This window comes from Streptomyces sp. NPDC028711, from assembly GCF_055565415.1.
The window spans coordinates 1-25,449 of the sequence record NZ_JBVHUJ010000018.1 but is presented as its reverse complement, the minus strand read 5'-3'; the positions used below and the strand labels follow the sequence as shown (position 1 = coordinate 25,449).

16 protein-coding genes and 1 pseudogene are annotated in these 25,449 nt (G+C 74.1%); 9 read left to right on the top strand and 8 right to left on the bottom strand.

What is annotated here, in order from left to right:
• The first annotated feature begins 128 nt into the window (after window positions 1–128).
• A complete protein-coding gene (locus ACZ4VK_RS35260) occupies window positions 129–1,772 on the top strand; it encodes a glycosyl hydrolase family 8 (protein ID WP_468361597.1) in 1,644 nt (547 codons plus the stop codon).
• Between the two features lie 4 nt (window positions 1,773–1,776).
• On the opposite strand, the pseudogene ACZ4VK_RS35255 reads toward ACZ4VK_RS35260, so the two are convergent.
• Window positions 1,777–3,440, bottom strand: a pseudogene (locus ACZ4VK_RS35255) (FAD-dependent monooxygenase).
• A gap of 188 nt (window positions 3,441–3,628) precedes the next feature.
• On the opposite strand from ACZ4VK_RS35255, the gene ACZ4VK_RS35250 reads away from it, so the two are divergent.
• A complete protein-coding gene (locus ACZ4VK_RS35250; protein WP_468361594.1) occupies window positions 3,629–4,012 on the top strand; it encodes a hypothetical protein in 384 nt (127 codons plus the stop codon).
• A 77-nt stretch (window positions 4,013–4,089) separates the two neighbouring features.
• On the opposite strand, the gene ACZ4VK_RS35245 is transcribed toward ACZ4VK_RS35250, so the two are convergent.
• From ACZ4VK_RS35245 to ACZ4VK_RS35220, 6 genes are all read right to left on the bottom strand, one after another.
• Window positions 4,090–5,454 (bottom strand): carboxyl transferase domain-containing protein, encoded by a 1,365-nt coding sequence (locus tag ACZ4VK_RS35245; protein WP_468361591.1) that lies wholly within the window; start codon window positions 5,452–5,454, stop codon window positions 4,090–4,092.
• 148 nt (window positions 5,455–5,602) lie between these two features.
• Window positions 5,603–6,628, bottom strand: coding sequence for a radical SAM protein (locus ACZ4VK_RS35240; RefSeq protein ID WP_468361588.1), 1,026 nt, complete (start codon window positions 6,626–6,628; stop codon window positions 5,603–5,605).
• 9 nt (window positions 6,629–6,637) lie between these two features.
• Window positions 6,638–7,942, bottom strand: a complete 1,305-nt coding sequence (locus ACZ4VK_RS35235; RefSeq protein WP_468361585.1) for a cytochrome P450 — start codon at window positions 7,940–7,942, stop codon at window positions 6,638–6,640.
• A gap of 13 nt (window positions 7,943–7,955) precedes the next feature.
• Window positions 7,956–9,668 (bottom strand): ABC transporter ATP-binding protein, encoded by a 1,713-nt coding sequence (locus ACZ4VK_RS35230; RefSeq protein WP_468361683.1) that lies wholly within the window; start codon window positions 9,666–9,668, stop codon window positions 7,956–7,958.
• 309 nt (window positions 9,669–9,977) lie between these two features.
• Window positions 9,978–12,608, bottom strand: a complete 2,631-nt coding sequence (lanKC, locus tag ACZ4VK_RS35225; RefSeq protein ID WP_468361582.1) for a class III lanthionine synthetase LanKC — start codon at window positions 12,606–12,608, stop codon at window positions 9,978–9,980.
• A gap of 97 nt (window positions 12,609–12,705) precedes the next feature.
• Window positions 12,706–14,433, bottom strand: a complete 1,728-nt coding sequence (locus ACZ4VK_RS35220) for a cytochrome P450 (RefSeq protein WP_468361580.1) — start codon at window positions 14,431–14,433, stop codon at window positions 12,706–12,708.
• Between the two features lie 173 nt (window positions 14,434–14,606).
• Between ACZ4VK_RS35220 and ACZ4VK_RS35215 the strand changes: the two genes are divergently transcribed.
• Complete coding sequence (locus ACZ4VK_RS35215; RefSeq protein ID WP_468361577.1) at window positions 14,607–17,513, top strand: helix-turn-helix transcriptional regulator; 2,907 nt, start codon at window positions 14,607–14,609, stop codon at window positions 17,511–17,513.
• Window positions 17,514–17,582: 69 nt separating this feature from the next.
• Here ACZ4VK_RS35215 and ACZ4VK_RS35210 read toward each other — a convergent pair whose 3' ends face one another.
• Window positions 17,583–18,041 (bottom strand): Crp/Fnr family transcriptional regulator, encoded by a 459-nt coding sequence (locus tag ACZ4VK_RS35210; protein ID WP_468361574.1) that lies wholly within the window; start codon window positions 18,039–18,041, stop codon window positions 17,583–17,585.
• A 231-nt stretch (window positions 18,042–18,272) separates the two neighbouring features.
• Between ACZ4VK_RS35210 and ACZ4VK_RS35205 the strand changes: the two genes are divergently transcribed.
• The 6 genes from ACZ4VK_RS35205 to ACZ4VK_RS35180 all read left to right on the top strand — a co-directional run bounded on the left by ACZ4VK_RS35205 (window position 18,273) and on the right by ACZ4VK_RS35180 (window position 25,356).
• Window positions 18,273–19,028, top strand: a complete 756-nt coding sequence (locus ACZ4VK_RS35205) for an amino acid ABC transporter ATP-binding protein (RefSeq protein WP_468361571.1) — start codon at window positions 18,273–18,275, stop codon at window positions 19,026–19,028.
• A gap of 66 nt (window positions 19,029–19,094) precedes the next feature.
• On the top strand, window positions 19,095–19,943 hold the full coding sequence (locus tag ACZ4VK_RS35200) for a glutamate ABC transporter substrate-binding protein (RefSeq protein WP_468361568.1): 849 nt from the start codon (window positions 19,095–19,097) through the stop codon (window positions 19,941–19,943).
• A 10-nt stretch (window positions 19,944–19,953) separates the two neighbouring features.
• Entirely contained in the window at window positions 19,954–20,619 is a 666-nt protein-coding gene (locus ACZ4VK_RS35195) for an amino acid ABC transporter permease (protein ID WP_468361565.1), read from the top strand.
• A complete protein-coding gene (locus tag ACZ4VK_RS35190) occupies window positions 20,616–21,539 on the top strand; it encodes an amino acid ABC transporter permease (RefSeq protein WP_468361562.1) in 924 nt (307 codons plus the stop codon). The genes ACZ4VK_RS35195 and ACZ4VK_RS35190 overlap by 4 nt, the downstream gene beginning before the upstream one ends.
• 59 nt (window positions 21,540–21,598) lie before the next feature.
• Window positions 21,599–23,188 carry a molybdopterin-dependent oxidoreductase gene (locus ACZ4VK_RS35185; protein WP_468361560.1) on the top strand — a complete coding sequence of 530 codons (1,590 nt, stop codon included), beginning with the start codon at window positions 21,599–21,601 and terminating at the stop codon, window positions 23,186–23,188.
• Between the two features lie 68 nt (window positions 23,189–23,256).
• Entirely contained in the window at window positions 23,257–25,356 is a 2,100-nt protein-coding gene (locus ACZ4VK_RS35180) for an ATP-binding protein (protein ID WP_468361557.1), read from the top strand.
• Window positions 25,357–25,449 lie beyond the last annotated feature (93 nt).

The window sequence follows — 25,449 nt, the reverse complement described above, 5'->3', positions numbered from 1 at the left end:
CGCGTGGCGGGAAGAGCCGCGCCCGGCCTGGCGCGAGGTCTTGCGCGCCGGCGTGGCTCTCTCTACTCTCCCCGCCAATGGTTAGGAATATTTCCTAACCATTGGCCATGGAGGGAAAGGGAGTTGTCATGCGTCGACGAAGCGTCTCGCTTCTCGGGCTCGCCGGTCTGCTGGCGTTGCCCCTGACGGTGATGCCACAGGCTCAGGCGGCCGATGGCCTCGTGTCCACCGGGAAGGCGGTGACGTCCTCGTCCGTCGAGACCTCGGCCTACGGGCCCGGACTCGCGGTGGACGGGAACGCGGCCACCCGCTGGGCGAGCCTCGAAGGGGTCGATCCCCAGTGGATCCGCATCGACCTCGGGGCCACCCACACGATCTCCCGCGTCAAGCTCGACTGGGAGGTCGCGTACGGCAAGACGTACCGGATACAGACCTCGGCCGACGGAACCACCTGGACCGACGTCTACTCCACCACCGCGGGCGACGGCGCCACCGACGACCTGACGGTCTCTGGCAGCGGCCGCTACGTCCGGATGTACGGCACCGGGCGCGGCACGCCGTACGGCTACTCCCTCTGGGAGTTCGAGGTGTACGGCGCGCCCACCGGCGGCGGAGGCGGCGGGACGGCCGTCCCCTTCGGCAGCCACCTCAAGCCCTACGCCGCCGGCATCCTGAAGCCCTCCGGCTCCCAGGCCACGAACGACCAGAAGGTCGTCGACTACTACAACAGGTGGAAGGCCGCCTTCGTCCGGCAGAACTGCGGCAACGGCTGGTACCAGGTCATCTCGCCCGACGCCGACCACCCGTACGTCGCCGAGGCCCAGGGCTACGGCATGGTCGTCACCGCGACCATGGCGGGCGCCGACCCCGACGCCAAGAAGATCTTCGACGGCCTGGTCAAGTGGAAGATCGACCACCCGTCCTCGATCAACCCGAACCTGCTCGCCGCCGAACAGGACGCCTCCTGCCGAAGCGTCAACGGCGGTGACGGCGCCACCGACGGCGACATGGACGTGGCGTACGGACTGCTCCTCGCCGACAAGCAGTGGGGCAGCACCGGCACCTACAACTACAAGGACCTCGCGCTCAAGCACATCGCCGCGATCAAGAAGGACGAGCTCAACCCGACGACCAAGCTCCTGAAGCTCGGCGACTGGAGCAGCTCGGGCGACCAGTACTACTACATCTCCCGCACCTCCGACTGGATGGCCGACCACTTCCGCGCCTTCCGTACGGCCTCCGGCGACACGACCTGGGACGCCGTGCGCGGCGCGCACCAGACCCAGATCTCCCGGCTCCAGTCGACCTACGCCTCCGGCACCGGGCTCCTCCCGGACTTCGTCGTCGACACCGCCACCACGCCCAAGCCCGCCCCGGGCAAGGTCCTCGAGGACGTCAACGACGGCGCGTACTGGTGGAACGCCTGCCGCACCCCGTGGCGCATCGCCGACGACGCCGTGACCAGCGGGGACGCCACGTCCCTCGCGGCCGCGCGGAAGCTGAACAGCTGGATCAAGACGAAGACCGGCGGCGACCCGAACAAGATCGCCATCGGTTACCAGCTCAACGGCACCCCGATCTCCTCGGGCAGCGAGGCCGCCTTCTTCGCCCCGTTCGCGGTGGCGGCGATGACCGACCCCGGCAGCCAGGCGTGGCTCGACGCCCTGTGGAACAAGATGCTGGCCACCCCGATCGACACCAGCAGCTACTTCTCCGCGAGCATCCAGCTCCAGGTCATGATCACGGCCTCGGGGAACCACTGGGTCCCGTAGGGGATCACGCCGGGCGGGCGGACAGTGCCCTGAGGTAGCCGGACAGGGCCGCCGTGGTGCCGCCGAGCGGGAACCGGGCGGCGAGCTGCCCGTCAGGGCGTACGACGAAGCCGGCGGCGCCGTCGGGGACGTACAGCCGGTCGAACTCCCCGTCGGCGTCCCGGTACACGGGAACGCCGACGGACGGCGGAGCCACGGGCCCTTCGGCTCCCCGGGGCAGGACCGCGAGGACCGTCAGGGAAGGGAGCGGATCGTCCCAGGCCTGCCTCGCGTCCGCCGCCGCCCCGGCCAGGGCGGCGGCATCGGCCCCGTACAGCAGGACGACGTGCCCCGGGCGTCCGCGCAGGACGTCGAGGAGGCGCAGCGGCTGGGCGGCGATCGGCGTCGTGAGCCCGGTGCAGTCCGGCGCCCGGTCGCCGGGCTGCGGCGCGTCGAGCGGGCCGTACGGGACACCGGAGAGCGGCCCCTCCCGGTAGCCGACGAGGAGTTGGGCCTCCCGGAGGATCAGGGTCCGCCGGTCGTCGGGATCGCTCTCGAAGCCCCGCGTCGCATGCCGGACGGTGCGGCCCACGACCTCCTCGCCCACGGGACGGCGCTCGGCGTCATAGCTGCCGAGCAGAGCGGGCCCGGCCTCGCCGCGCACCACGAGGGCCAGCTTCCAGCCCAGGTTGACGGCGTCCTGGACACCGGTGTTCATGCCCTGCGCGCCGGTGGGCGGATGGATGTGCGCCGCGTCGCCCGCGACGAACGCCCGCCCCACGCCGTACCGGCCCGCGATGCGGTGGCTGACGCGGAAGACCGACGACCAGCGAAGCCCCGAGAGCCGGGCGGGGCGCGGGGCCAGCCGGTCGACGACGGCCTGGAGCCGGGACAGATCCGGGCCGTCCCCGCCCGCGAGACCGTGCTCGACGCCGTCCGGCGCCTCCCCGTCCCGGACGGGCGCGGCCTCGGGCGGGACCTCATCGACATCCGGTAGCGGCCCGCTCCCGGCAGCGGGATGCAGACCAGCACGTCATCGGTCGACCCGTCGTCGGCCCGGTGCTCCGAGCGCAGCGCGTACCCGGGAGGCACGTCCCAGTCGGTCTCGACCACGACATCGCCCAGCATGTACGCCTCCGGGAACGCGCCGCCCTCGAACGACAGACCCAGCGCCTTGCGCACGACACTGTGCGCGCCGTCGCAGCCGACGAGATAGCGGACCCGCAACTCCTCCGCGGCCCCCGACGCGGTGCGCAGACGAGCGGTCACGCCGTCCTCGTCCTGGTCGAACCCGAGCAGCTCGGTGCCGCGTTCGATGACCGTGCCAAGCCCTGCGGCGTACTCCTCCAGGAGACGCTCGGTCTCGTACTGCGGCAGCGCGGCGAACCCGTACGGCACCTCGGAAGGCAGCTCCAGGTCGAGCCGCGCCACCTCCCGGCCGTTGACGTACGTCAGTTGGCCGCGCATCGGGACGGCGGCCTCCAGGACGGCACGGACAAGCCCCATCCGGTCCCACAGCTCCAGGGTGCGCGGCTGGATCCCGACCGCCTTCGCGTACGGCAGCCGGGCCGGCAACCGGTCCACGAGCCGGCAGCGCACCCCGTGGCGGCGGAGCTCTCCGGCCGCGCTCAGACCGACGGGACCCGCGCCCACGATCAGGACATCGGTGGTGGTGCCGGTGTGCGCCACGGGCGCCTCCCGTCCTCGTCGGCCTCCGGCAGGGTCCCGCATTCCATGGTCGCCCGCGGCCGCCCGTTCGGCCAGCCGTGCGATCCGCGCCGCGTCCTCACGCCCGGCCGCGCGTCGCGACGCCGGGGCCGCATCGGAGCCCGCGTCCGTACGGAACCGGAGAAGACCGCCCGGCGTCCCTCCCGGGCATGAGCGAGAACCTGTCACACCCGGAGGAGGACGGCGCCGACGGCTCCGGCGACGACCGTGCGGAGAGCGCCGTCGGCTGTCTGCTGGCCGTCGCCGGGATCGTCGTCGCCGGGTTGTTCGCGCTGCCCCGAGCCGCGTTCAGCATCGAAGGCGGATTCGAGGCGCACGCCCGGGACTGGAGCGTCATTCTCGTCGACGTACCGCTGATCCTCCTCGCGGGCGCCCTCGTCCCGCCCTTGACCTGGGCGGCGGCGTCCCACCGGCTGCGCCCGTGGGCGGCGCTGCTCGTCTGCGTCGCCGTCGCCGGGCTCGGCCTCTGGGGCATCGCGGCCGTGTGGCACCCCCGGCAGGCACCCGACCCGGGGTACGGGCCCGGCATCTGACGGAGCCTCACCCAGAGGTACGGTGCCGGACGGCGCCCGCCCCGACGCCCCCGCCGGAGCGTCATGAACGTCCCGGGTCACGCCACCGAGCCACCGGCCCCGCGGCTCTCCACCACGCCTCGGGCGATTCCGAGGTCGACGAGGTCCTGGGGGCGGAGGCGCAGGTCGTCGGCCGTCGTGGCGGCTTCCTCCGGGGATCGTTTGAGGATGGACGCGGCCGCCTCCGGGGCGATGACGGAGAAGTAACCGTCCGGCGTGGCCCAGAGGTTGCCCGGGGCGGCGAGGGCCAGCGCGCCGCCCGAGCCGCCCTCGCCGATGAGGAGGGACGTGACGGGGACGCGCGCGGAGGCGACGGCGGCGAACAGGTCGGCGATCGCGGGGCCCGCGCCCGCGTGTTCCGCCGCCGGGTCGTTGGCCGCCCCCGGCGTGTCGATGAGGGTGAGGACCGGAATCCCCAGCCGCTCGGCGAGCCGTACGAGTCGGGCGGCCGTACGGAAGCCGGCCGGGCGGGTCGCCGTACCGCACTGCGCGGCGTAGGCGACGGTACGGCCGTCGGCGAGTCGGCCGAAGCCGCACCGCATCCCCGGATCGACCCCTCCGCAACGGTCGCCGGACAGCTCCTCCCGTACGGGCACATACGCGTCGAGGTACGCGGCGGCCCGGGGCCGCTCCGGGTGCCGGGCGCGTGCCACGGCCTCCCGGCCGGTCGCCGCGGACGGCGTGTCCGGGGCGCCGAGCGCCCGCGGCGGCGGGACCGGGCCCTCGGCCGGGCGGGTGAGCAGGGAGAGCCAGCGCCCCAGGGTGTCGCGCAGCTCGGCGGGAGACACGATCGCGTCGATGTGACCGTGGGCGAGCTGCGCCTCGGCGGTGTACGCGAGGGGGTCGGCGTCCGGCGGGCGGACGCGGGAGCCGGCGAAGCCGACCTGGGCGCCGGGCAGCGCGAGGACCACATCGGACCCGGCGCCGAGCGTGGCCCAGCCGCCGCCCGTCGTCGGATTCCGCAGGACGGCGATCTGCGGCAGCCCGGCAGCCCGGGTCAGCTCCGACTCCCGTGCGAGGAACTGGAGTTGGAGCAGGGCCCGCATGCCCTCGTGCATACGGCTGCCGCCGGTGGCCGGCAGGACGACCACGGGCAGCCGCCGTGCGCGGGCCAGTGCGTGGGCCGCGGTGGCACGCGCCCCCGTCCGCTCTCCGATGGAACCGCCGAGGAAGCCGAACTCGAACGAGATCAGCACCACCGGCACCCCGCCGACCACGCCCGTTCCGCAGATCACCGACTCGGTCTCCCCGGTGCGGGCGGCGGCACGCGCGTGCGCCGCCGAGTAGCCGGGCCAGCCGATCGGCCCGTCGTCCGTCAGGGGCCCCTCGGCGAAGGGCAGTTCGGTGAAGTCGTCGCCGGTGACGAGGGCGATCGCCTCGCGTGCCGTCGTCGGTTCGCTCATGGGGTGGCCTCGCAGCTCGTCGCCGGAGCGTGGGGGAGGGGCAGGCGTGCCGCCCGGTGCGTACGCCCTTCCACCGTACCGCCAGGCCGTACGCCACCACCGGCCGCCCGCCGCCTGCCGCCGGCCCTCGCCACGACGAGCGCTCCGGTCAGGGCGTGAACGCGGGACGGCGGCCTATCCGCTCCCGGTCGGCCTCCGTCCCGAAGCGCAGATCGATCGCCCGCGTGGCCGCCGCCCACTCCCGCATCGTCCGTACCGGGGCCAGCGTCTCCACCACGAACGGGTCCGACCAGCGGGCGACGGCCCGCCGCCACAGCTCCGTCGGCGAGTCCGTCAGGACGTTGCCGACGGTCCCCTCGTACGCCGCCATCGCACGGACCGCGCCGTCGGGCTCGATCTGGAGCACCGGCAGGAAGACGCCCTCGCGGATCAGGTCGGGGTGCATCCGCAGAGCCAGATTGTCGGTCGTCGTGACGCGGACCCCCGGCGGGGCGAGCTCCTGGAGCCGTCGCGCGTACTCCGCGCCGCCGAGCAGCCGTACCTGCTCCTCGGAGAGCAGTTCGTGCTCCGCGAACCCCTGCCGGCTCGCGAGCCCCTCCGGGACGACGGCACCGAACGACACCTGCGCGAGGCCGGGGAACCGGCCGGCGACGGTGGTCACGAACGCCTCGACCTGATGGGCGTTGCCGCGCGTCACCACGTAGTCGACACCGATCGCCGCCGCCTCCCCGCGCCGGTCGCCCCCCGCCTCGGTCAGGAGCTCCAGAGCGGTCACGGCCCGGTCGAAGGAGCCGCGCCGCCCACGGATCCGGTCGTGGACCTCGGCGGTGGCCCCGTCGAGACTGACGTTCACCCCGGAGAAGGCGTCCACGACGGCCCCGGCCGACGACCGGTCCAGGGTCCAGCCGCTGGTGAAGAGTGACACCGGCACCCCCGCCGCCGTGAACCGCTCCGCCACCGCGAAGAGTTCGGGGACGAGCAGCGGCTCGCCCCCGGCCAGGCACACGGCCTGCGTGCCGAGGTCCAGGATCGCGTCGGCGGCGCGCAGCATGTCGTCGGCGGAGAGGCGGCGCGCCGGGCGCCGGCCGGACTCGGAGTAACAGTGCGTGCACCGCAGCGGGCAGGCGTACGTGATGTCCCAGAGGACTTCCAGCGGGTGGTCGGGGATCTCCACGGCAACTCCTCAGCCCCGTACGGGGGCGGGTGCGGGATCGGTCAGGGACGCGGGCTCGTGTACGGGCGCCTGTGCGCTGCCGTCCTCGCGACCCCGGCTGTGGCGCTGGACCCGGCTCCGGTGGTCGTCGGCGCCGGCCGGGGCGAGCACCACCCACAGGCGGCGGCGCTCCGATTCCGCCCCGGGGCCCGCCGCGCCGAGCGTCAGGTGCGGGAAGCGGGTGAGGAGGGTGTCGAAGGCGACGCGGATCTCCGCGCGGGCGAGTGCAGCGCCCAGACAGTGCTTGTGCCCGAGCCCGAACGAGAGGTGCGGGTACGGCGTCCGGTCGGGATCGAAGCGGTCCGGCTCCTCGAAGCGGGCGGGATCCCGGTTGACGGCCACCAGCGCGCAGTGCACCCCGCTGCCCTCGTCAAGCACGGCGCCGTCCACCTCGGTGGGGGCCGCGGCGTAACGGGAGGAGAGCGCCGTCGGGGTGACGTACCGCAGCAGCTCCTCGATCGTGGCGTCCAGCCGGCCGCGGTCGGACCTGAGCGCCTCCCAGTGCTCCCGCTGTTCGAGCAGCAGCTCGATGCCGTCGTTGAGCAGCCGGGTGACCGGGCGGTGGCCCGCGACCAGCAGGAACCTGACGGCGGCCAGGGTGTCCTGGCGCAGCAGTTCCGCGTCCTCGCCGCCCTGCCGGAGCATCGCGCTGATCAGGTCGTCCCCGGGCGCGTCCACCCGTTCCTCGATCAGCCCTCCGAGGTAACGGGCGAGGGCATGCCCTGCGCTCTCCGTGACGGTCGTCGCCTCGCCGTACTCCGCGATCCAGCCGTACACGTAGTCCCGGATGTGGCGTCTCTCCGCTTCCGGGATGCCGAGGAGCTCGCAGAGCACGGCGACGGGGAAGGGGCGGGAGAAGGCCTCCACCAGGTCGACGGTCTCGCCCGCCGGCACGGCCGCGAGCAGCCGGTCGGCCTCCCGCTGGATGCGTGGGACGAGCGCCGCCACCCGGCGGTGGGTCAGATGACGGGAGACGGTACGGCGCAGCCTCCGGTGTTCGTCGGCCGGCAGGAAGAACAACTGTTCCTCGTCACAGGCCTCTTCGTCCGCCCCGCTCCGCATCGACACCGCGAGCGGATGGTCGCCGCGCAGAGCCGGCGCCACGAGCGCCGCGGCGGCGACCTCGTACCGGGTGATCATCCAGCCGGTCTCGCGGCCGCCGAGGCTGACCTCCGGCGTGCCGGACTCGCGCAACCGGGTCAGGGCCGCGTGGTCCCTGAGCATGTCGGCGCCGATCACGGGTGGTTGACCGGATGTGCCGTACGGGCATTCCATCGGGCGTCCTCCTTCAGACGGTGGGTTCGAGGAACTGGGTGGCGGCGAGCTCGGCGTAGAGCGGATCGGTGGTCAGCAGCTCGGTATGGGTGCCCACGGCCCGTACGACCCCGCCGTCGAGGACGACGATCCGGTCGGCCATGGCCACCGTGGACAGCCGGTGCGCCACGATCAGGACCGTCGTCGTCCGGGCGGCGTCGGCCACCGTGTCCCGGAGCGCGGCCTCGTTCACGGCGTCCAGCTGGGACGTGGCCTCGTCCAGGAGGAGCAGCCGGGGGCGGCGCAGCAGCGCGCGGGCGATCGCCACCCGCTGGCGCTGGCCGCCCGAGAGCCGGGTGCCGCGGTGCCCCACCAGCGTGTCGAGGCCGTCCGGCAGCCGCTCCACGAGCGTGTCGAGGCGGGCCGTGCGCAGGACACCGGCCAGCTCGGTGCCGCTCGCGTCGGGGCGGCCGAGCAGCAGGTTGTCCCGGAGCGAACCCGAGACGACGGGGGCGTCCTGCTCCACGTACCCGATGACGGAACGGAGTTCGCGCAGGTCCCAGGTGTCCAGAGGGCGGCCGTCGAGCAGGATGCCGCCGGACGTCGCCTCGTAGAAGCGCTCCAGGAGCGAGAAGAGCGTGGTCTTCCCCGCGCCGGACGGCCCGACGAACGCGGTCGTGCCCCGGGGCGGCACGGCGAAGCTCACCCCGCGGTGTACGGGCGGCAGTTGGGGCCCGTAACGGAAGTGCACGTCCCGGAACTCAAGGGCGGCGGGGGCGGTTACTGGAGCGGTTACGGGCCCGGGCGCGCCGGCCGCCGGTTCGGCGCGCAGCGCCTCGGTCTCCCTGATGCGGGTCACGGCGGCCGCCCCGAGGTGGTACTGGCTGACGCCGCCGACGACCTGCCGTACGGCGGGGACCAGGTAGAACACGTACATCAGGAAGGCGATGAGCCGTCCCACGTCAAGGGCTCCGGAGGCGACCCGGCTGCCGCCGATCGCGAGGACGGTGAAGAAGGCCGTCTGGACGGCGAGTTCGGCGGTGTTGCCCGCGAGCGCGAGCCACTTCGCCGCGCGGACCCCGGCCCGCCAGGAGCTTTCGGCCGCTTCGTGCACGGCGGCCTCGGCGCGGTCCTCGGCGCCGGACGCCTTGACGGTGCGCAGGGCGCCGAGGGCCCGTTCGAGGGCGGCGCCGACCTGGCCCACCGACTCCTGGGCGGCGGTGCCGGCCTCGGTGACCCGCGTCATCACCGAGCGGACCACCCAGCCCGCGAGGAGCAGGACCCCGACGGTCACCGCGGTCAGCACCGGGTCGAGCAGGCACATGAGCGTCGCCGTCACGACGAGCGTGAGGGCTCCGGTGGCGGTGCCGACGAGCGCGTCCGTGGTGGCCTGCCGCAGCAGCGCCGTGTCGGAGGTGACGCGCGCGATCAGGTCACCGGGCTCGGTCCGGTCGAACTCCGCGATCCGCAGGCGCAGAAGATGGGAGGAGAGCCGGCGCCGCGCGGTCAGGACGACGGTCTCCGCCGCCCGGCCGAGGACGTACTGCGCGACCGGACCCGCGAGGGCGGTGACGGCGACGAGCAGCCCCATGGCGAGCAGGACGCCGTCGAGGGGCCGGTCGTGGCTGAGCGCGTCGATGAGCCGCTCGGCCACGAGCGGGATCGTCAGTCCGGCCGCGGCCGTGACCAGGGTCAGGAGGCCGCCGAGGGCCAGCGCGGGCAGGCAGGGACGGATGTGCCCGAACAGGACGCGCCGGACGGACTGCGCTTCGCCGGCCGCGGGGCCGGTGCGGGGGTGCGCGGGAGGCGCGGAATCCTCGGGGGGAGCGGGGCGTACGGGGTGCGGTTCCACGGGGTTCCTCGAAGCGGATCGGGAGGCCGGGTGGCCCCGGTGCGGCCGGTGGCCGGGTGGCCGGTGCCGGGGCCACCGTGAGGGGCGGCTCCCGGCACCGGGACCGTCAGCAGGTGCCCTTGTACGAGGTCACGATGCTGTTGCACGGGTGCGCGGACTGGGTCTCACCGAGCGACTGGAGCTGAAGGACGCATGCCATCTCTCTCACCTCCTTCCGGGTTCCGGTACGGGCTCCCCGGCCGCGGGCGCCCGCAGGTCGAGGAAGGGGACGATCGACGCGTTCCGTTCGAACGCGACGCCGAGGGCAACGAGCACTCCCGCCGAACCGCTGTCCAGGTCCATGGACAGGCGCAGGAGCTGGTTGCCGGGGAAGGCCGGACGGCCTTCGTGGGAGACGGCGTGCCAGGACAGCCGGCGGACGTGCTCGCGCACGTGCGGCCGGTCCTCGGGCACGTCGAGAAGTCCGAGGGTGGTGATGAGGCCGGCGCGCCCCATGAACAGCGCGGGATGGCGGACGAAGACGGCGCGGCAGGCGTGCCGCACCCCGGCGATCACCCGCGCGAACTCGGCGGGGTCGGGGTCGAGCGGGCCCCGAGGGGCGGCGCCGTCGCCCTCCGGGAGCCGGGCGAGGTACCGGGCGAGAACCAGCGCGAGGCCGCCGCTGCCAGGACCGAGGTACACCAGGCGTCGGTTGCCGTACAGCATCTGGTAGCCGCCGTCCGGCAGGAACTGCCCCCGGTCGGTCTCGCGGCGCAGCGCCGTCCCGGCCAGGTCCAGGAAACGCGGGTCGCCGGTCGCCTCGTACAACCGAAGGAAGAAGTACGCCACGCCGGTGAGCCCGTGTTCGAGCCCCACCCGTCCCCCCTGCGGGAACATCGGCGAATCGTCGCGCCCCAGCTGCGCCGCGAGCGACTCGCCGAGGGACAGCGCCTCGTCCCGCAGCTCCGTGTCCCCGGTGAGCGCGGCGAAGCCGAGCAGTCCCAGGCCCGCGCCCGCGAGACCGGAGTGGATGCCCGGAGCCCGCAGGCCGGCGTGGAGCGTCCGGGCCCGGTCGAGCACCTCAAGCGCTTCGGCGCGCCGCCCCAGCGTCTCCAGGGCCGCCGCCACGCCGTGCAGGCCGTCCATCAGACCGGGGCGCGGGTTCTCGGCGCGCCGCACGGCCGCCGTCAGCCAGTCCACGTACTCCTCCGGTACGGCGGCCCCGACCTGGCGCAGCGCCCAGAGCACCCCGGCGGCGCCGGAGGCGACCGTGAGGCCGCCCGTACCGAACTGCTGCGGGTCGCCGGGGAAGAGGCGGTCGCTGCGGCCGGGCGTGGCGCTCGTGTGGATGCCGGCGACGAGCGCGTCGCGGACGGCGGGCCAGGCCTCGGGCGCGCCGGCGAGCAGCCGGGCCGCCGTGTCCTCGCCGAAGGGCTCGCGGCCCGCTCCGAGCTTGCGGACGAGTCGGGCCCCGAAGCCCTCGGGCACGGGGAAGTGCGCGGTGACGACATCGGTGAGCGTGGCGTACTTGACCGGGTCGCGCTCCTGGAGCGGGCTGATCGGCAGGAACATCCACTGCCGCAGGCAGTTCATCGCGTACTCGTCGGCCTCGCGGCCCGACATGCCCTCGGGCGCGGTGAAGCCGGGCGCGCCGAGCGGCGGCGGCTTCGGGTCGTCGAGGTCGGTCGCGATCTCGAAGTCGATCAGCGCGACGCGCCCGTCGGGACGCACGATGATGTTCGCCGGGTGCAGGTCGGCGAAGCGGACGCCCCGGGCGTGGACGGCCATCAGCGCACGGTCGACCTTGGCCAGGACGTCGGTCGCCCACCGGGTGTACTCGGCGAGCCACTCGTCCGACGGCTCGGGGCTGCCCAGCGGGTACCGGGCGAACACCTCCTCGAGGAGCGTCTCGCCCTCGATGTACTCCTCGACGAGGAAGTGGTGCTCCCAGACGACGAGATGGCCGAGGACCCGGGGCACGCAGTCGAGGCCGCTCAGCCGTTCCAGGGTCTCCCTCTCCCGCGTCAGCCGGGTCACCGCGTCCGAGCCGTCGTGGTCGAGCCCCGCGTGCGGCCGGGCCTCCACGAGCACGACGTAGCCCCCGGACTCCCGGGACCGGGCGAGGTACACACCGCCGCCGTTGGAGAAGTGGAGCGCCTTCTCGATCAGGTACGGGAACTCCTCCCCGGCCGCCGTGCGCCGCTCGACCGAGGCGCGGAGCACCTCGGGGACCGTCACCCACTCCGGCACGGTGAACACGGGGTCGCGGCGGTCCGGCACCAGGGTGCCGTCCGGGGCCCGTACCGCGTAGACGAGTTCGCCGCCGGGCGCCGTGTACGTGAGCGGGACGAAGGCGCCGTACCGGACGTACACGGGGGAGTCCTCGTACCGGACGTCGCTGAGGACGTACGGCCCGGTGAAACCCTTCAGGAGGGCCGCGAGCTCCGGCAGGAGCCGGGCGAGGACCGAGTCGTCCGCCGGGTAGAGGGTGAGGAGCTTGCCGCTGCCGCCCCGGTCGGCGTACTTGCTGTTGAGGAGGCGCAGCGCGGCCGTGCTGCGGAGGAACTTGAACGTCACGCCCCGGCCGAGACAGAACTCCGACACGAGGTCGCACACCGCGTCCGCGTCGGCGGCCGTGGCGGACACGTGGATCTTCCACCCCTGCTCGGGCAGCCGTCCGCCCTCGGGCTCGACGACCACCCAGAGGCCGTTGGCGCGGCGGCGCCACCCGGGCGGGCAGGGCCGGCCGGCGGCGGTGAGACGGCTGTCCTCGTCCGGCATGTTCCAGGGCGGTTCGAAGAAGTCCGGATCGGCCTGGCAGTAGGCCATCAGCTCCGGAATCGTGGTGGCTTCCATGCGTACGTCTCCCGTGCGAGAAGGATGTGGGGCGCGCGGTGGCGCGGCACCGCGCGGGGCGGTGCTGTGAGCGGGTGACCGGCGGACGGCGCTACGGTCAGTACGACGAGCCGTGTTCGGGCCCCAGGAGGACCGGAAGCGCGAGCAGGTAGCGCACCCGGTTCCGCCGGTAGTGCAGGTCCCGTACGCCGGGCGCGAGGCCGAGCCCGGGGAACCGGCGCGCCAGGGTCTCCAGTGCCGTGCGGACCACCGCGCGGGCGAACTCCGCACCCAGGCACCGGTGATGACCGTGACCGAAGGAGGCGTGCGGGTTCGGCGCGCGACCGAGATCGAGGCCGCCGGCGGCGGAACAGGCCTCCGGGAACACGGTGGGGTCGTGGTTGGCCGCCGTCAGGGAGGCCACGACACGGTGTCCCGCCGGAATCCGTACACCGGCCACCTCGACCGGCACGACGGCGCGCCGTGCGAACCCCACCGGATACGGGGTGACATGGCGCAGCAACTCCTCCGTGGCCGGCCCGGCGACGGCGTCCGGCGCCCCGGCGAGCAGCCGCCAGCGGGCCTGGTCCGCGAGGAGCGCGGCGACACCGTTCCCGAGGAGCGTCGTCGTCGGCCTGGCCCCCGACACCAGGAGCAGCCGCGCGGCGGCGATCAGCTCCTCGTCCCGTACGAGGTCGCCCTCCGCGCCGCACACCCAGCCGAGGAAGTCGTCGGTGGGACGCTTCCGCCGCTCCGCGACGAGACCGCCGAGATACGCGTCCACGTCCTCGTGCGCGGCCGGCGGCGGTGTCGGCACCCGCCGGACCAGCCAGTCACGCAGATACGGCCGGTCCGGCTCCGGTACGCCGAGGAGCTCGCAGAGCGCTTCCACGGGCAGCGGGAGCGCGAACGAGGCCACGAGATCGATCTCCCGGTCCCGGGGCAAGGCGTCAAGGAGCCCTGCGGCGAGCCGCCGGAGCCGGGGGAGGAGCGCGCCGACCCGCGCGGCGGTGAGATGCCGCTCGACGAGCGCACGCAGCCCGCCGTGCTCCCCGGCGTCGACGGTGACGGTGTCGGCCTCACCTTCGTGGACCAACTCCGTGGGCTGAGCCCGGTATCCGGCCGTCGACTCGGTGGGCGACCGTAGCCCGGGATCGGCCAGGACGGCCCGCGCGGCGGCGTGCCCCGTCACCACCCACGTCGGTACGGAGCCGGGCACGGCGAGCCGGTGCACGGGGCCGGCCTCGGCGAACCGCCGCATGGCGGACGGGTCGTGCAGGAGGGACGGTGCGAGCGTCCGGTTCCGCACGGGGCAGGCGTCCTCCCCGGGCGCCGGGCCCGGGGGTCCGCCCAGACCCGCGAGGAAGCGGTCGACGGCCGCGGCTTCGGACTCGGCCTCGGCTTCGGTTTCGGCCTCGGTCCTCGCTTCGACGGATCCTGGTATCACCAGGACCGGGCACGGCAGTTCGTGGCGCCCGGCATCCGCCTCCGGCGATTCCGGGGCGAGCGCCACCACGGCGGTCACCCGTTCCGGGTGCCGGTCCGCCAGCTCGAACGCCGCGCCGCAGGACCGGCCCGCCGCCACGAGGACCACGGTGTCCGGACTGTCCGCCGCCCCCAGGTACGCGGCGAGGACCGAGGTCCACACCCGCGCACCGGACCCGGCCGGCGCGGAGAGCACCCGCGACCGCAGCCCGTGGGCCCCGGCCAGGGCCCGGATCGTCTCCGACGGATCCCCGGCCCCGGCAACGGCACCCGGTTCCCAGCCCCCGGCCGAACCCCCCGGCCGATCCCCCGCGAGGAGCACGAGCTCCCCGGATTCCCCCAACGCCGGCACGGCGCCCATGTCGTACTCCCCCCGAAGCACTCCGACGATCCGCGGGCCTCGTTCGTGATGCCCGCCTGCCGCATAGCCTCCGTCGGCGTGGGGAACGGCGACAGAGTGGACACCTACTCAATCCCCGGCAGACACCTACTCAACGGACACGCGCCGCAGCGGCGTCGCGGACAGGGGTGCGCATGACCGCGGCCGGTGACGGCAGCCCGCTGCCCTTCACCGGACGCCTCACCGAACTGGAGCGTCTGCGCGGGGCGTTGCGCAGGCCCGGCTGCCGAGGCGTCGTCATCACGGGCGGCGGCGGCGTCGGAAGGAGCCGACTCGCCGCCGAGTTCGCCGACGAGGCGGCGGCGCACCACAGGACCGTCCGCCTCCCGGTGAGCGAGGCGGCCTCCGGCGTCCCCTTCGCGGCCTTCGCCCCGTACCTCACCGGCCCTCCGCGGCCCGACGAACTCGGCCGTCACTTCCAGGAGTTGCGGGAGGCTCTGAGCGCCCCGGAAGGCCGTCCCCGCACCCTCCTCCTGGTGGACGACGTCCACCACCTGGACCGTTCCTCCCTGACCCTGCTGTCCGCCCTCGCCACCGACGCCGCCACCGGTCCGGGACCCGGCCTGTTCCTCGCGGCGACCCTGCCGCAGGACGCCGAATGGCCCGAGGCCCTCCGTACCCTCTGGCACCAGGACGCCCTGGAACACCTGCGGATAGGCCCCTTCGACCGGGCCACCACCGCCAGGCTGCTCAGCGAGACGCTCGGGGCGCCCGTGGCGGCGCCCGCCGTCCGGGCGCTGTGGGAGGCCGGACGGGGCAACGCCCTGTGGACCAGGGAGATCCTGCGCGCCGCCGTACGGGAAGGGACCCTGCGGCCCGTGGACGACGTGTGGTGTCTCACCGGGCCGCTGGACGACACCGCGCTCGACGCGCCCGCCGAAGGACGCTTCCGCCGGCTCCCCGAGGACCGGCGCACCGTCCTGCGCCTGCTCGCCCTCTGCGGACCGGTCGGGCTCGCCGACGTCCTCAGCCAGGTGACCTCCACGGCCCTCGCGGAGCTTGAGGAGGAGAACCTCGTCGCGGTCACCGAGGACGGGCGGCGCCGGCGGGTCCGTCTCGCCCACCCCTGGCACGCCCTGCTGCTGCGCCGCGCCACGCCCCGCTTCCTGGCCCGTACCCTGCTGCTCGAACAGGCCGGCCGGGTGCGGGCGTACGGAGCGCGGCGGCGCTGCGACGCCCTCGCGCTCGCCCGGTGGGAGCTGGACGCCACCGGCACGGCCGACCCAAACCTACTGGTCCGCGCGGCGGGGCACGCCCTGGACGAGGGGGACGTCGACACGATGTGCCGGCTGGCCCGCGCCGCACTCGCCCAGGGACCTCATGTGGTCGCGGGGCTGCTGCTCGGCGAAGGACTGGGCCAGCGGGGCGAGTTCACCGAGAGCGTTCCGGTCCTGGAGCGGGCCTTCGACGCGGCCCTGGCACCCGGCGAGGTCGAGTCCGCCGCCGCGGCGCTCGCCCAGCACCACCTGTACGGCAGGGGCGACGCGGACGCCGCGTACGAGGCACTGGCCCGGGCGGTCGACCGGATCGGCCCCCGGCCCGCGCTCACGGCCTGCCGGGCCACGCTGCTCAGCGCCGTCGGCCGCAACCAGGAGGCGGCGGAAGTGCTGCGCCCGACTGCCGGGGCGGGTACGGCCGACGGCGCGCGCGCCGCCCCGGAGGCCGAGCCCGGGGCCGACGCCACCCGCGCCGCCCCCGGGGCCGACGCCACCCGCGCCGACCCCAACCCGTACCCGCGTCTCGACCCCGGCCTCGGCCTCGACCCCGCCCCCGAGAGCGACGCCATACCCCCCGTTCGTGGCACCGGCCCCGGCGGCACCTGGACGCAGGAGGACGTGCTGCTCCTGCAGGCCCACCTGCGCGTGCGGCTCTCCTCGGGGCGGGTCGACGACGCCGTACGGACAGGCCGGCAGGCGTACGCGATCCAGTGCGGGCTCGCCGACCGGTGGACGGCCTACTACCCGGCCCGCAGTCTGTATCCGGTGGCGGCCGCCCTCCTGGAGTCGGGGCGCCTCGACGAGGCGGAGCGCACGGCGCTCGAGGGGCAGGAGGCGATGCGGGACGCGGTCCCCGCGCTCACCGTGTGGTTCGCCTGGGTCCGGGGCCGGATCGCCCTCGAACGCGGCCTGGTCACCGACGCGCTGGCCCACTTCAGGGAGGCCCGCGCGCTCGCGCGGCTCTGCGGGCAGGCCTTCGCCGAGCAGCGGGCGCTCGCGGGACTCGTCCTCGCCGCCGCGCAGACCGGGCACGTCGCACCGGAGGCGGAGGCCCTGGCCGACGCCGGGGGAGGGGCACCGCTCCTCCCGCCCGACGCACCCCTCCTCCAGACCGACACGCTCCGGGCGCGGGGGTGGGTGATGTTCCTGCGCGGTACCACGGGTCCCGCACGGCGCCTGATGCTGGCCGCCGCCCGCGAGGCCCTCGCCCGGGGCGAGGCGACCGTCGCGACCGCCCTCCTCCACGACGTCCTGCGCTGGGGTCCGGACCACCGGCGGAGCTCAGGGCAGGCCGGGACCGCGCCGGATGCGCCGGACTCCGAGGGGCAGGGCGCCTCCGCCGTCGCGGCGGAGCTCGCGGCCGCCGCCGCCCTCGTGCAGGGCTCCCTCGCGGACGTACGGGCCGCGTACGCGGCGGCGGCGCGGGGCGAGCGGCCGGATCCGGCGGCCCTGGAGGAGGTCGCGGAGCGGATGAGCGGGCTCGGCCTGCACCTGTACGCGGCCGAGGCGTTCGGGGAGGCCGCCACCGAGTGGCGCCGCCGCGACCGCGCCGCGAACGCCGCACGGGCCGCCGCCCACGCGCTCGCTCAGCGCGGCCGGTGCCAGGACGCGGCCACCCCGGCGCTCGCCGGCGCGGCCGCGGCGGTTCCGCTCAGCGTCCGGGAGCGGGACATCGCGCTGATGGCCGCGCGCGGCCGTACGAGCCGGGAGATCGCCGAGACGTACGTGCTGTCGGTACGGACGGTGGAGAACCACCTCGGAAGGATCTACCGCAAGCTCGGCGTCTCCGGCCGCACGGACCTGGCGAGCGTCCTCCTCACCTGATCCGACCGAGCCCACTCCGACCGAGCTCACCCCGACCGAGCCCACCCCGTGCGGACCCACCCCGACCGATCACGCCAGGATCCCGCTCCCGTGCGGCGCGTACAGGTCGAGGAGCCGGACCCGGGTCACATGGAGGCGGTGGGCGAGGATCGCGCCCACCCAGAACGTGACCGAGGCCCCGAACTCCGGGTCCGAGTGGCACATCGAGCGGACGGCCGGGGCGTTGAACTCGTACGCCCGTACCGGCGTCATCGCCTCGGCCCCCGACTGGCACAGATACGGAGGGAACAGCCACGACAGGCCGACCAGCTCCCCGTGGCGCAGCGTCTCGATCACGGGCGCCCCGCGGCCCGGCACCTTCGCGTCGAGCGTCACCGCGCCCGTCTTCACGATCCAGAACCGGTCGGCGTGCTGCTGCTCCTCGAACAGCCGGTGACCGGCATCGAAGTACACGTCCTCGGCGAAGGCCATCAGGCGCTCCCGGTGCTCCGGCGGCAACGTGCTGACCTTGGGTGCGGCACTGCTCATGGCGGACCCTCCTCGCGCACTCGGCTCCACCCCCAGTGTCCGACAGGCGGCCCCCGCGCGCCCGCTCCCGGCCGTACGTTCCCGCAGGCCATGGGCGCGGGGGACGGTCACCTCCCGGTACGGACGCTCACCCTCCGCGCACCCCGCCGCCGGAGTGCGGCCCGGCGAGGGAGGGCGGAGCATGAACGTGAGGAGGGAGCGGCAAGCGGGGGCGCGAGCCAGGAGGGTGCCATGCCCGTCCCGGAAGGCGGCGACACACTCGTCGTGCTGCGCGGCGTCGACAAGCACTTCGGCACCCTGCACGTCCTGCGGTCCATCGACCTGACGATCCACCGAGGCGAGGTCGTGGTCGTCATCGGACCGTCGGGCTCGGGGAAGTCGACGCTCTGCCGCGCGATCAACCGTCTGGAGACCATCGACAACGGCGAGATCGTCGTCGACGGGCGCCCCCTGCCCGCCGAGGGACGGGAACTCGCGGCCCTCCGGGCCGACGTCGGCATGGTCTTCCAGTCCTTCAACCTCTTCGCGCACAAGACGGTCCTCGACAACATCACCCTGGGCCAGATCAAGGTCCGCAAGAAGGACCGGAAGGCGGCCGAGGAGCGTGCCCGCGCGCTCCTCGACCGGGTCGGCGTCGCCGAGCAGGCGGACAAGTACCCGGCGCAGCTCTCCGGCGGCCAGCAGCAGCGCGTGGCGATCGCCCGCGCCCTCGCCATGGATCCGAAGGTGATGCTCTTCGACGAGCCGACGTCCGCGCTCGACCCCGAGATGATCAACGAGGTCCTGGAGGTCATGCGGCAACTCGCCCGGGACGGCATGACGATGGTGGTGGTCACCCATGAGATGGGCTTCGCCCGTTCCGCCGCCAACCGCGTCGTCTTCATGGCCGACGGCCGGATCGTCGAGGAGACGACCCCGGACGAGTTCTTCAACAACCCGCGCAGCGACCGTGCCAGGGACTTCCTGTCCAAGATCCTCCACCACTGAGCCGCGGCGCCCACCGAGCCACGGCCGCAGTCCGACCAGCAGCCCCCAGGGGTGAGCCTCATGATCATGAACCCGATCAGGACCGGCAGGGCCGCCGTGGCCGTCGCCGCGGCCGTCGTCCTCTCCGTCACCTCCGCAGGATTCGCGAACGGAGCGACCGGCGGGGTGCCACGCGACCACGGCGGCGACAAGATCACCGTCGGCATCAAGTTCGACCAGCCCGGCGTCGGCCTGAAGACCCCCGACGGCACCTACACCGGCTTCGACGTCGACGTCGCGACGTACATCGCCAAGCAGCTCGGCCACGACCCGTCCGACATCGTGTGGAAGGAGGCCAAGAGCGCGGACCGGGAGACGATGCTCCAGCGCGGTGACGTGGACTTCATCGCGGCCTCGTACTCGATCAACGACGAACGGGCCGAGAAGGTCGACTTCGCCGGTCCCTACCTCCTCGCCCACCAGGACGTACTGATCCGCGCCGACGACGACTCCATCAAGAAGCCGTCCGACCTGAACAACAAGAAGCTCTGCTCGGTCACCGGCTCGACCTCCGCGCAGAACGTCAAGGACGACATCGCCCCCGAGGCCCAACTCCAGGAGTACGGCGGTTACTCCGAGTGCCTGACCGGACTCGAGAACGGTGTCATCGACGCCGTCACCACCGACGACTCGATCCTCGCGGGCTACGCCTCGCAGAGCCAGTTCAAGGACAAGTTCAAGCTCGGCGGCTTCAAGATGAGCAACGAGAACTACGGCATCGGCGTCCAGAAGGGCAGCGACCTCAAGGGCAAGATCAACACGGCCCTGGAGAAGATGGTCGACGACGGCTCCTGGGAGGCGGCGGTGAAGAAGAACTTCGGCCCCGCCGGCTACCAGAACGAACCCGCCCCGAAGATCGGCGTCGTCGTCGAGTGAGTGGGTCGTCGTGTTCGACTTCCTGCAGGGGTACGACCTGCTCGGAGCCTTCTGGGTGACGGTGCAGCTCACCGTCTACTCGGCGATCGGCTCCCTCGTCTGGGGGACGCTCCTGGCCGCCATGCGCGTCAGCCCCGTCCCCCTCATGCGGGGCTTCGGCACCGTCTACGTCAACATCGTCCGCAACATCCCCCTCACCGTCATCATCGTCTTCACCTCGCTCGGCCTCTTCCAGACCCTCGGCGTCAGCCTGGGCGCCGACCGCTTCACCACCATCAACTTCCGGCTCGCCGTCCTCGGCCTCACCGCGTACACCAGCGCCTTCGTCTGCGAGGCGATCCGCTCCGGCATCAACACCGTCCCCCTCGGCCAGGTCGAGGCCGCCCGCGCCATCGGGCTCGGCTTCCCCCAGGTCCTGCGCCTGATCGTGCTCCCCCAGGCCTTCCGCTCCGTCGTGGGACCGCTGGCCAACGTCCTCATCGCCCTCACCAAGAACACCACGGTGGCCGCCGCCATCGGCGTCGCCGAAGCCGCCCTGCTCATGCGCGAGATGATCGAGAACGAGGCCCAGCTCATCCTCATCTCCGCGATCTTCGCCGTCGGCTTCATCTGCCTCACCCTCCCCACCGGCCTCATCCTCGGCTGGGTGGCCAAGAAGGTGGCGGTGAAACGGTGAAGACGCGGCCCACCGTCCTCTACGACGTCCCCGGACCCCGGGCCCGCCGGCGCAACCTCCTGTGGACCCTCCTCTTCCTGATCGCGCTCGCCGCCGTGGTGTGGTGGGTCGTGGTCAGCCTCGCCGACAAGAACCAGCTCGAATGGGCCAAGTGGGAGCCCTTCTTCACCGACGCCCGCGTGTGGGAGACCTACGTCCTGCCCGCCCTGAAGAACACCGTCATCGCCGCCGCGCTCGCCATGGTGATCGCCCTCCCCCTCGGCGCCCTCCTCGGCATCCTCCGGCTCTCCGACCACCGCGCCGTACGCGCCGGAGCCGGCACCGTCGTCGAGCTCTTCCGGGCCATCCCCGTCCTGATCCTGATGCTCTTCGCCAACGCCGCCTACTCCGAGTTCACCGACATCAGCCCCGACACCCGCCCCCTCTACGCCGTCGTCACCGGACTCGTCCTCTACAACGCCTCGGTCCTCGCCGAGGTCGTCCGCGCGGGCATCCTCGCCCTTCCCTCGGGCCAGACCGACGCGGCGAAGGCCATCGGCATGCGCAAGGGCCAGACCATGACGTACGTGCTCCTCCCGCAGTCCGTCACCGCCATGCTGCCCGCGCTCGTCAGCCAGCTCGTCGTCATCGTCAAGGACACCGCGCTCGGCGGCGCGATGCTCGGCTTCTCCGAACTCCTCGCCTCCGTCCGCCCGCTCAGCGCCAACTACGGCGCCAACACGATCGCCTGCTTCACCGTCGTCGCCGTGATCTTCGTCCTCCTCAACTTCGCGCTCACCACCTTCGCCTCCTGGCTCGAAGGACGGCTGCGGCGCGGCAAGAAGTCCACGGGCGCGGTCGTCGGAGCCGGGGCGGTCGAGGAACTCGCGACCCCGGGAGAGCACCTGGACGGCCACGGCACACCGCCCGGCACCCGCTGAGCTGCGCCGCCCGGGTGAAGGCGCCCATCCGGACGCCGGGGCGTGCCGAAGTACCCACCATGAGAACCACCAGGACCGCACGGGACACGGAGCACGAGCCCACCCGTACCGACCGTCTCCTCGCCGCGCTCGGCGGCCTCGTCGCCGCGTACGTCTCGCTCGCCGTCGCGGACCTCGTCGCCTCCCGCGTACGACCCGAGGCGGGCCCCGTCCTCGCCATCGGCGACGCCGTGGTGGACCGGACCCCCGCGGCCCTCAAGGACTGGGCGATCCGCACCTTCGGCGAGGCGGACAAGGCCGTCCTCCTCCTTGGCATCCTGGTCGTCCTGGCGGTCATCGCCCTCGGGATCGGGCTGCTCGCGCTCCGCCACCGGCCGCTCGGCGCCGCCGCCGTCGCCGTCTTCGGCGTCCTGGGCGCTCTCGGCGCCGTCTCCCGCCCCGACTCGGACTCCGCCCTCGACGCCGTGCCCTCCCTCGTCGGAGCCGCCGCCGGGGCGGCCCTGCTGTACCTCCTGACCGGATTCCTCCGCGTCCCGAGAGCCGGAGGCGTCCGTACGGACCGGCGGCGCTTCCTGATCGTCGCCGCCTCCACCGGACTCGCCGCGACCGGCGCCGCCGCCCTCGGCAGGACGGTCGCCTCACCCGCCGAGGAGGACGCCGTCGCCTCCCGTACGGCCGTACGCCTGCCCCGCCCCACCTCCCCGGCACCGCCCGTCCCCGCCGGAGCGCAGCTCGGGATCCCCGGCATCAGCCCCTTCCTCACCCCCAACCGCGACTTCTACCGCGTCGACACCGCGCTCGTCGTCCCCAAGGTCGACGCCGACCACTGGCGGCTGCGGCTGCACGGCAGTGGCGTACGCGAGGCACTCACCCTCACCCTCAAGGACCTCATGGCCCGCAGGACGGTGGAGCGTGACATCACCCTCGCCTGCGTCTCCAACGAGGTCGGCGGCCCCTACATCGGCAACGCCCGCTGGCTGGGCGTCTCCCTCGCGGACCTGCTCCGCGAGGCCGGCGTGCGCCCGCCGTCCGAGGGCGGGCCCGCCGACCAGCTCGTCGCCCGCTCCGTCGACGGCATGACGATCGGCACCCCCGTCGAGGAGATCATGGACGGCCGTGACGCCCTCCTCGCCTTCGGGATGAACGGCGAACCCCTGCCCTTCACCCACGGCTTCCCCGTCCGCATGATCGTCCCCGGCCTCTACGGGTACGTCTCCGCCTGCAAGTGGATCGAATCGATCGAGCTCACCACCTTCGCCGCCTACGACGCCTACTGGGTCCCGCGCGGCTGGGCGGCCCGGGCCCCCGTGAAGACCCAGTCCCGCATCGACACGCCCCGCCCCTTCGGCCGTCCGGCCGCCGGCACCGTCATGGTCGCCGGGGTCGCCTGGGCGCAGCACCGGGGCATCCGGCGCGTCGAGGTACGGATCGACGAGGGCCCCTGGCAGGACGCCCGGCTCGCCGCCGAGGGCAGCCGCGACACCTGGCGCCAGTGGACGTACGCCTGGACGGCCACCCCCGGCCGGCACACCCTCACCGTCCGCGCCACCGACGGCACCGGCACCACCCAGCCCGAACGGCGCACGGGGACGATGCCCGACGGGGCGCAGGGGTGGCACTCGGTGGTCGTCACGGTCGAAGGCGCGTGATGTCCGTCTCGGACGCCCGCCGAGGGGGTGCGTAACGAAGCCGCACCGTACGCCCGTTCGCGGCCCTCATGAGGGAGACTGCTCCCGTGCGTGGACATCTGCCGGACGAGAACCCCGGTTTCGTGGGACGCCGCACGGAACTGGAGCGCGTCTCCGCCGCCTTGGCGGAGCACCGCCTCGTCACCGTGACCGGCGTCGGGGGAGTCGGGAAGACCCGGCTCGCGCTGCGCGCCGCGCACCGCGCCGCCGAGAAGTACCCGGACGGCGCCTGGTGGACCGACCTCACCCCGCTCGACGGCGACCGGCTCCTCGTCGCCCTCGTCGCCGACTCCGTCGACCTCGCCGACCACACCCCCGGCATGGCGACGACCGGCCTCCGCCGCCGGCTCGCCGACGACCGGCTGCTGCTCGTCCTCGACTCCTGCGAGCACCTGACCCTGCCCTGCGCCCGGCTCGTCACCGAACTCCTCGCCGAGGCCCCCGGACTCACCGTCCTCGCCACGAGCCGGTCGCCCCTCGGCGTCGAAGGGGAGCACGTCGTCGCCCTCGACCCGCTGCCGCCCACCGGACGCGACGCCCCGGAACTGCTCCGGCGGGCCGCCGGGGAGGACTTCCCCGCCGCCGGTCCCGCCGGCGAGATCTGCGTACGCCTCGAAGGCATCCCGCTCGCCCTGGAACTGGCCGCCGCGCAGATCCGCCTCCAGGGCGCCGAAGCCGTCAGGGACCAGCTCGGCACCCGCTTCGACGCCCCGCCGGGAGCCCGCTTCGACCTGCTCGTCCACCCCGAGCGGGTGTGGCCGAGCCGCCATCGGACCCTCCGCGCCGCCATCGGCTGGAGCCACGAGCTGAGCGCCCCCCTCGAACGGCTCCTCTGGGCCAGGCTCTCCGTCTTCCGGGGCCCCTTCGACCTCGCGTCCGCGACCGCCGTGTGCGGCGGAGGCCCGCTGAACCGGGCGACGCTCCCGGAAGCGCTCGCGGGGCTCGTCCGCGCCTCCGTGGTCGGTCCGGCGGACACCGGCGGCCGGCACCGGATGCTCGACACGATCCGCGCGTACGGGGCGACCTGGCTGGACCGGACCGGCGAGACCGGCACCGTCGCCGACCGGCACGCCGCCCACTTCCGGAGCCTGGCGCGCCGGTCGGAGACGGCATGGCACGGCGCGCGCCAGCTGCGCTGGTACCGGACGGTCGATGCCCACCACACCGACCTGCGCACCGCCCTCGACAGGCTGCTTCGCACCGACCCCGACGCCGCCCTCGACCTCGTCGGCTCCGTCGCCTTCGCCTGGTCCTGCCGGGGCCGCCTGCGCGAGGCCCGCGACGGCCTCGAACAGGCCCTGCTCCTCAGCGAGGCCCGCGGCCGCATCCGGGTCCGCGCCCTGTGGGCGCTCGGCGTCACCCTCGTCCTCCAGGGCGAGTTCGGCCCCGCGCAGGAGGTCAGCGAGCGCTGTGCCCGCGAGGCGCGGTACGCGGAGCACACCGAGGGCGGCCCGCCGCACCGAGGGCAGACCGGCCGTCCTGGCGACCTGACCCTCGACGCCGCCGCGCTCGCCGGGCTCCTCGCGCTGACCACCGGCCGGCCGCTGGCCGCGTACGTCGTCGTGGGCCATGTCCTCGACGCCGCGGAGGGCGGCCCCGCCGACTCCGCCGCCCGGCTCCGCTGCCACCTCGTACGGGTCTTCGCCCTCACCGGCCTCGGCCGGCTCGCCGAGGCGCGCGAGCGGGCGCTCGCGCTGCGCGCCCTCTGCGAGGAACTCGACGAGCACTGGACCCGGACGGCCCTGGAGTACCAGCTGGCCCTCACAGGCCTCCTGGAGGGCGACCCGGCCGCCGCCGCGGGCCACGCGCGCGCCATGCTCGAAGGCACCCGCGGACTGGGCGCGAGCCTCGGTGTGGCTCTCGGTCTGGACGTCCTCGCCACGGCCCTCGCGGCCGCCGGTGACGGGGAGCGCGCCGCCGACGTCTCCGGCACCGGCGAGGCCTACTGGCGCTCGACGGGCCAGCCCCGGCGCGGCCTGCCCGGCCTTCGGGCGCTGCGCGAGAAGTACACGGACACGGTCCGCGCGACGATCGGCGAGCCGGCGTACGAGGAGATCTTCGTCCGCGCCCTCACCGGCCCCCCACAGGACGGCCTCGACCGCGCGCTGCGCGGCCCCCGGCACCCCTAGGGGGTGTCTTGTCGATCAGGCCGGGCTCGCGACGCCTGGCACCGCACCTCGCCGCGTTGTCGTCGGTCCACAACGCTCCGCGTTGCCTCCCTC

Coding starts and splice junctions, on each gene's coding strand:
- ACZ4VK_RS35210 (WP_468361574.1), bottom strand. CDS start 18,041: ATGAGCAGTGCCGCACCCAAGGTCAGCACGTTGCCGCCGGAGCACCGG.
- ACZ4VK_RS35205 (WP_468361571.1), top strand. CDS start 18,273: ATGCCCGTCCCGGAAGGCGGCGACACACTCGTCGTGCTGCGCGGCGTC.
- ACZ4VK_RS35260 (WP_468361597.1), top strand. CDS start 129: ATGCGTCGACGAAGCGTCTCGCTTCTCGGGCTCGCCGGTCTGCTGGCG.
- ACZ4VK_RS35180 (WP_468361557.1), top strand. CDS start 23,257: ATGAGGGAGACTGCTCCCGTGCGTGGACATCTGCCGGACGAGAACCCC.
- lanKC (WP_468361582.1), bottom strand. CDS start 12,608: ATGGAAGCCACCACGATTCCGGAGCTGATGGCCTACTGCCAGGCCGAT.
- ACZ4VK_RS35235 (WP_468361585.1), bottom strand. CDS start 7,942: ATGGAATGCCCGTACGGCACATCCGGTCAACCACCCGTGATCGGCGCC.
- ACZ4VK_RS35215 (WP_468361577.1), top strand. CDS start 14,607: ATGACCGCGGCCGGTGACGGCAGCCCGCTGCCCTTCACCGGACGCCTC.
- ACZ4VK_RS35220 (WP_468361580.1), bottom strand. CDS start 14,433: ATGGGCGCCGTGCCGGCGTTGGGGGAATCCGGGGAGCTCGTGCTCCTC.
- ACZ4VK_RS35200 (WP_468361568.1), top strand. CDS start 19,095: ATGAACCCGATCAGGACCGGCAGGGCCGCCGTGGCCGTCGCCGCGGCC.
- ACZ4VK_RS35250 (WP_468361594.1), top strand. CDS start 3,629: ATGAGCGAGAACCTGTCACACCCGGAGGAGGACGGCGCCGACGGCTCC.
- ACZ4VK_RS35185 (WP_468361560.1), top strand. CDS start 21,599: ATGAGAACCACCAGGACCGCACGGGACACGGAGCACGAGCCCACCCGT.
- ACZ4VK_RS35245 (WP_468361591.1), bottom strand. CDS start 5,454: ATGAGCGAACCGACGACGGCACGCGAGGCGATCGCCCTCGTCACCGGC.